The sequence below is a fragment of the Streptomyces boluensis genome, assembly GCF_009908195.1.
GTDB classification, from domain to species: domain Bacteria; phylum Actinomycetota; class Actinomycetes; order Streptomycetales; family Streptomycetaceae; genus Streptomyces; species Streptomyces boluensis.
The window spans coordinates 1-6,342 of sequence record NZ_JAAAHS010000410.1; the positions used below are offsets into that span (position 1 = coordinate 1).

Annotated in this window: 8 protein-coding genes; 5 read left to right on the forward strand and 3 right to left on the reverse strand. The window is 71.2% G+C overall.

Annotated features, from left to right (window positions below):
- Nucleotides 1-263 (forward strand): hypothetical protein (locus GUY60_RS32305; RefSeq protein WP_161704361.1); only part of this gene is annotated, 263 nt, incomplete at its 5' end.
- Between the two features lie 217 nt (nt 264-480).
- On the forward strand, nt 481-1,470 hold the full coding sequence (locus GUY60_RS32310; RefSeq protein WP_161704363.1) for a GNAT family N-acetyltransferase: 990 nt from the start codon (nt 481-483) through the stop codon (nt 1,468-1,470).
- Nucleotides 1,471-1,514: 44 nt separating this feature from the next.
- Here GUY60_RS32310 and GUY60_RS32315 read toward each other — a convergent pair whose 3' ends face one another.
- Nucleotides 1,515-2,363, reverse strand: a complete 849-nt coding sequence (locus GUY60_RS32315; protein WP_161704365.1) for an SDR family oxidoreductase — start codon at nt 2,361-2,363, stop codon at nt 1,515-1,517.
- A gap of 553 nt (nt 2,364-2,916) precedes the next feature.
- On the opposite strand from GUY60_RS32315, the gene GUY60_RS32320 reads away from it, so the two are divergent.
- Entirely contained in the window at nt 2,917-3,780 is an 864-nt protein-coding gene (locus GUY60_RS32320; protein ID WP_312866501.1) for an NAD(P)H-binding protein, read from the forward strand.
- Between the two features lie 59 nt (nt 3,781-3,839).
- Here the strand turns inward: GUY60_RS32320 and GUY60_RS32325 are convergent, their stop codons facing one another.
- Both GUY60_RS32325 and GUY60_RS32330 read right to left on the reverse strand, forming a co-directional pair.
- Nucleotides 3,840-4,394, reverse strand: a complete 555-nt coding sequence (locus GUY60_RS32325) for a GNAT family N-acetyltransferase (protein ID WP_161704367.1) — start codon at nt 4,392-4,394, stop codon at nt 3,840-3,842.
- Nucleotides 4,395-4,504: 110 nt separating this feature from the next.
- A complete protein-coding gene (locus GUY60_RS32330; RefSeq protein ID WP_161704369.1) occupies nt 4,505-5,113 on the reverse strand; it encodes a TetR/AcrR family transcriptional regulator in 609 nt (202 codons plus the stop codon).
- An 80-nt stretch (nt 5,114-5,193) separates the two neighbouring features.
- On the opposite strand from GUY60_RS32330, the gene GUY60_RS32335 reads away from it, so the two are divergent.
- Both GUY60_RS32335 and GUY60_RS32340 read left to right on the forward strand, forming a co-directional pair.
- The gene (locus GUY60_RS32335) at nt 5,194-5,589 is read left to right on the forward strand and encodes a nuclear transport factor 2 family protein (protein WP_161704371.1); all 396 of its coding nucleotides are present in this window, start codon (nt 5,194-5,196) and stop codon (nt 5,587-5,589) included.
- The gene (locus tag GUY60_RS32340) at nt 5,586-6,077 is read left to right on the forward strand and encodes an anthrone oxygenase family protein (RefSeq protein WP_161704373.1); all 492 of its coding nucleotides are present in this window, start codon (nt 5,586-5,588) and stop codon (nt 6,075-6,077) included. The genes GUY60_RS32335 and GUY60_RS32340 overlap by 4 nt, the downstream gene beginning before the upstream one ends.
- The last annotated feature ends 265 nt before the right edge of the window (nt 6,078-6,342 follow it).

Below are 6,342 nucleotides of genomic sequence, written 5' to 3' on the forward strand. Positions count from 1 at the left end.
AGGCGGAGTACGTCGACACCCTCCGGGTCGAACGGCTCGGTTACGCGTGGGTGATGCGCCACCACGGCGGCCGCACCCCGGAGCGGGCCTGGGCGGAGGCCCTTGAGCACTACCCGTACGAGCCACCGGGCACCCCGTGCCGCGGGCTCGTGTTCCACGACGAGGCGTGGCACTGGGCGATGCTGACGCTCCACGGTCACGGCTACTGGCAGGAGCGGCCCGCGTTGCGGGAGCCCTCGGCGGAGTACTGCGCCATCGAGTGAGGCGCGTGTCCGACGTGCCGCTGAGGCGCGTGTCCAACGTGCCGCCGGCGCGACGGGGACGGGCCTTCGCACTCGTAGTGCCCGCCGGGTCACTGATCGTATGGAGTCGGAGAGGGCGATCCAGGCGGCCATGCGGGGCGCAGGCACCGTTCGCCTCGCCCGCCAGGCACGCCCATGGTGCGATGGAACGGGAGTGGGGGGCGGGAAGGAGCGAACGATGACCCCACCAGCAGCGGAGCAGAAGAGTGGGAAGAGTGGAGGAGCCCCGGTATCAGTCCGCCCGCTGGATGAGTCGGACCTGGACCGGGCCGATGAGATCTTCAGGACGGCCTTCGGGACGTTCCTCGGGGTCCCCGATCCTCTCGAGACCTTCGGGACCGTCGACTATGTCCGCACCCGCTGGGAAGCAGATCCGCGAGCGGCGTTCGCGGCGACGGTCGACGGCGAGCTCGCCGGATCGAACTTCGCCACCGACTGGGGCAGCGTCGGCTTCTTCGGCCCGCTGACCGTGCGTCCCGATCTGTGGGACCAGGGCATCGGCAGACGTCTGATGGAGCCGGTCATGGACTGCTTCGACGCCTGGGGGAACCGCCACCTCGGCCTGTTCACGTTCTCGCACAGCGCCAAGCATCTTGAGCTCTACCGCCGTTACGGCTTCTGGCCCCGATTCCTCACAGCCATCATGAAGAAGCAGGTCACAGACGGTGCCGCGGTCCCCGGCCGGATGCTCTACGGCGAACTTCCCGCCGCCGGGCAACCCGAAGCGCTGAGCCTCTGCCGCGCACTGACCGGATCCGTGTACGAGGGCCTGAGCCTGGAACGCGAGATCGTGGCCGTGCACGCGCAGGGGCTCGGTGACACCATTCTGCTCGCCGGCGCCGGCTCCGAGCTGGACGGTCTGGCCGTCTGCCACTGCGGAGCCGGGTCGGAGGCCGGCACCGACGTGTGCTTCGTCAAATTCGGCGCCGTACGTCCTGGTCCTGAGGCCGGCGACCGGTTCGAGCGACTGCTCGACGCGTGCGAGGGGCTGGCCGCCGAGCGCGGCCTTGGTGCGTTGGACGCCGGAACGAACCTGAGCCGGCCGGACGCCTACCGGCTCATGATCGACCGTGGTTTCCGCACGTGGTTGCAGGGCGTGACCATGCACAGGCCCAACGAACCCGGATACAGCCACCCCGACGCGTATGTGATCGACGACTGGCGCTGAGGCCACTGGCGCTGACCACTGTCGAGGCTCGGTTCCCGTACGCCTCAAGCGCGCCGCCCCGCGCGGAACGCGTCCGCGTTCTCCTCCGCCCACCGCCGGAACGGGCGGGCCTGGGTGCCGGTGACTCGGGCCACCGTGCCGCGTACGCGCAGCAGTTCCTCGTTCGTGTCGCCGCCCGTGAGGTCGAGTATGGCGTCCGCCGCCTCGGCGCCGAACACCTCGACCATGGCGGCGCGGGCCTGCTCGCGGCTGATCTCCTCGAAGGGCACCTCCCGGCCGACGGCCGCCGCGAGGGCCGCGACCTGGTCGCGGGGCGACACCGGGGCGGGGCCGGTCAGTTCGTAGGTGCGCCCCCGGTGGCCGGGCTCGGTCAGGGCCACGCGCGCGACCGCGGCGATATCGGCCGGGTGGACGGTCGGCAGGGCGGTGTCGGCGTACGGGGCACGGACCGGCTCCCCGGCGCGTACGGACTCCGCCCACATCAGGGTGTTGGAGGCGAACTGGGTGGGCCGCAGCACCGTCCAGTCCAACCCGCTGTCCTGGAGCGTCTGTTCCGCCCGCAGGTTCTGGCGCGCGGGGCCCAGGTGCGGGTGGCTGCGGACGGTGAGGGAGGACACGAGCACCGCGTGTTCCACCCCGGCGTCCCGCGCGGCCCGCAACGTCTCCGCGTCCGGTGCCAGGCTCGACAGGAGGAACACCGCGCGCACCCCGTCGAGCGCCGCCTGCCACGTCACCGGGTCGGTGACATCGCCCTCGACCGCTTCGACACCCGCGGGGAACGCGGCCCGCACGGTGTTCCTCGTGAGTGCGCGTACCGGTCCGGCGCCGTGTGCCCGCAGTTGCCCGGTCAGTGCGCTGCCGATATGGCCGGTGGCCCCGGTCACCAGAATCATGGCTGCTTCCGTTCCGTGAGGTGATCGACCGCGCTCCGGTCGACTGTGCCGCGTCGACCGTTCCTCGATCGACTGTGCTGCGACGGTAGGAACTCAACCGCACTTGAGGTCAAGCCTGTTGGGTGCTTGACCCGTTCAACGCGTTCAACGGATCAAGGGCTTGCGGCACTCTCCGTACGGGATCTTCGCGGGCAACCTCACCGTGTCGGGCTCCGCGCCCCGGCGCCCGGCCCGACCGACGCGAGGGGGACCCACTGAACGCTCCGACCCGCCGCGAGTTGCTCCGCGTCACCCTGGCCGCGGCTGCCGCGAGAGCGGTCGTCACCAGAGCGGTCGTCACCGGAGCAGGTGTCGCCGCAGTAGGTGTCCCGGCACCCCGCACCTCGCCCTGCGCCTGCCCTCAACCCTCTTGCCTCGCCGACGCGTTGACGGTTCGGCCTTGCTCGGTGTGCCGGATGGGGTGAGGTGGCGGTGGCGTTGTTCGCGCTGTGCTGGGCGCGGTGGAATACCCGTGGGTGCTGCCGAGGCTGTACAGGTTGTGAACGACATTCTGGTGACCGGCGCAACCGGCAATGTGGGCAGGGAAGTTGTGGCACGCCTCCGCTCCACGGGCAGTTCCGTACGGGCGTTGACGCGCGCTCCCGTGACGCGTGCTCCCGTGACGCGCGCTCCCGTGACGGGCGGGGCGCCCGGCGGCGACACTGCCGTGCGGGGTGATCTGTCCGACCCGGACACGCTCACGGAGGCGGCGCGCGGATCCCGGGCGGCGTTTCTGATCTGGCCGTTCCTCAGCACCGACGGCGCCCCGGCCGCGCTCCGTGCCCTCGCCCGCAGCACCGGCCGCGTCGTGTACCTCTCCTCGTCAGGTGTGGACGAGTCCGCGGAGCGCCAGAGCGATCCGATCAACCAGATGCACGCCGACATGGAGCGCCTGGTCGCGGAGTGCGGCGTCGCGGAGTGGACCGTACTGCGTGCGGACACCCTCGCCTCCAACGCCCGTGGCTGGGCAGGGCAGTTGCGCGACACGGGCGTCGTACGCGGTCCCGATATCGCCGCCACCGCCGTGGTTCACGAGCGTGATGTCGCGGCCGTGGCCGCGCACGCGCTCACCGAGGACGGGCACCTGGGCGCGCGGCACGTCCTGACCGGCCCGCGCGTGCTGAGCCGGGCCGAGCAGGTGGCCGCCGTCGGTGCCGCGACCGGCCGCCCGGCGCGGTTCGAGCCGGTGCCGGTCGAAGTGGCCCGCGCACACCTGCTCGCCGACGGCCGACCGCCCGCGCTCGTCGACGCCCTCCTCGCGAGTGCCGTGTCGAGACGGGCTTCGCGGCTTGTCACCTCGACGGTGGAGGAGATCACGGGTGCCCCGGCCAGGACGTTCGACACGTGGGCGGAGGAGTACGCGGACCTGTTCCGCTGACCACCCACCGCTGACCACCCGACTCTGAGCGTCCCGTGTCCGCGTACCCCCCAGTCCCGTCAGCGTGACGAGGCCGCCGTGCCGTGCCCCCGAGCCACCCGGTACACCACATTGCGGCGCAACGGCCCTTCGGGCACGGTCAGGTCGTCGAAGTCGTCGGACGGGGTGTGGGTCATGCCGATGCGGCGCATCACCGCCTGGGAGCGGACGTTGGCGGCCGTGGTGATGGCGAGGATCTCCGGCAGGTCCAGGGTGTCGAAGCCGAACTCCAGGACGGCGAGGGCCGATTCAGTCGCGTACCCGTGCCCCCAGGCCGTGCGGGTGAGCCGCCAGCCCGCCTCGACGCCGGTGAACGACATGTCCTCGTCGACCGGGTCGAGGCCCGCGAAGCCGATGAACTCCCCCGTGTCCGCGACCTCCACGGCCCACCACCCCCAGCCGCGCCGGTCGAGGTCGTCCTGGAAGGCTGCCACCGAGGCGGCGCTCCGCTCGGGGGTCTGGATGTCGGGGAAGTGCTCACGGACCTCGGGGTCGGCGTTCATCGCGGCCCAGGGCGCGAGGTCGCTGTCGCGCCAGTCGCGGAGGAGGAGTCGTTCGGTACGGAGTACGGGCATCGGGCCAACGTAACGGGCGGGCCGGGGCGGGGCGACGGGATTTCCACCTGACCGATCCATCTGACCGATCCACCTGACCGATCAGCCGCGACGATCCGCGAAGCCGCCCTTCACAGCGAACCGCCGGCAGAACCCTCCGCGCCGCACAACCGCATCACCGACGACCGGAACTGCTTCGCCGCGCCCTGTGCGTCCGTACGGCCCATGCGGATCTGTTCGTCGGCGGCGTGGCCCAGTGCGATCACGCAGGCGACCAGCCAACCCGCCTCCAGGTCGACCGTGAACTCGCCGCTGTCCTGCCCGCGGCGGATCAGATCCCCCAGATGCCGCTCGACCGGCACGTGACGTGCCGCGTCGGCCTCCTTGTCGGCCTCCGCGTCGCTGTCCGGATGGCCGTACGCCGCCTGCTCGGCCAACAGCGTTCCGGCCGCGGCGAGGAAACGGCCGAGCGCTTCCGTGGCCGTACCGGACTCCGTATCGGCGGCTTCAAGGACGGCGAACGCCCGGCGGCTCAGTTCGTCGCGCACCGCCGCGAGGAGCACCTCGCGGGAACCGAAGTGCGCGTAGGCGGTCTGCCGGGTGACACCGGCGGCGGAGGCGATCGCCGCCATGCTCGCCTCGGGGTGCTCGGCAAGCACCCGGATCGCCGCTGACACCAGCGCGGCACGGTTGCGCTGCACCTCGACCCGCTGACGTCGACGCCTTACCTCTGGCCCCATCTTCTCTACCTCTGACCTCGTCTCCGGGCTTATCTCTTACACCATTGACAATCATAGGGGACGTCTCAAGACTGACAGGCATGTCAGAAATAACAGGGTCGGCGGCCCGCCGCCTCCTCATCGACTACACCCGCGACATGGCCCTCTCCGACGAGGACCCGGCACAGATCGTGGGTCGCGCCCTGACCGACGACGCGGTCTGGATCACCGACGGCACGACGCTCACCGTCGACCAGCTGATCGCGCACGCGGCCCCGGCCCGCAAGAACGTCACCGCGAGCGACATGCGGATCGACGAACTCCTCGTCGACGGCCACCGGTTCGCCGCACGCGGCTGCCTCACCGCGGAACACCGCAAGCTGGGCCACTTCGTGAGCGAGTGGCTCCTGATCGGCGAGGTCGCCGACGACGGACGGGTACGGCGGATCCACCAACTCGGCCGCACGCCCGCCGCCGAACCGGGGGCGGAGCGATGATCCGCCCGCGCGTCCGGCTCGTCCAGGGCCTCGCCCTGATGTCCACCGGCGTTCTCGCCGGCGCCTTCGGCTACGGAGCGGCCAACCTCGTCCCCACCTTCAACTCCGTACCGCTCGACATGAGGCTGTCCTTCCACACTCAGTTGATGCAGATGAACGGCATCACCATGCAAGGCGCCATGGCCACCTCGGCACTCAGCGCCCTCGCACTCGCCGTGCTGACGCGCGGCACCACACGGCGACTTGCCGGAGCGGCCGGACTCCTCGCCATCGCGTCGTTCCTGATCACCCGTTTCGGCAACGTCCCCATCAACGGCCGTATCAAGCAGTGGGCGGCCACCTCGGCGCCCGCCGATCACGCCGAGATCCTCGCTCGCTGGGAGGCGTTCAACTACGCGCGCACAGGGGCCGCGTTCGTCGCCTTCGCACTGCTCATCGTCCTCTCCCTGCGTCGCGGCCACACCGCTCAGGATCCGGACGACGACTGACCCGGAGAGGGCCGTCGTACGGGGCCGTGGACGGCGGGCCGGTCGACGGCCTGCGTCGACCTCGCGCGAGTGGGGCCAACACCCCGTACCCGTAACGCAGTTGACGCACCCACGCTCGTACCGTGTCTCGCCTTCCGCCGCGCTGTCGGCGGGCCTAGCCTCGTCCGCGAGACCGGCCGGACGGCCGGACGGCCGGAGCCGTGCCGCCGACACGCGCGGCTCCGGTCCCGTGTCCTTCCGGCCTGTTCCAACCGGGGCCCCCTCC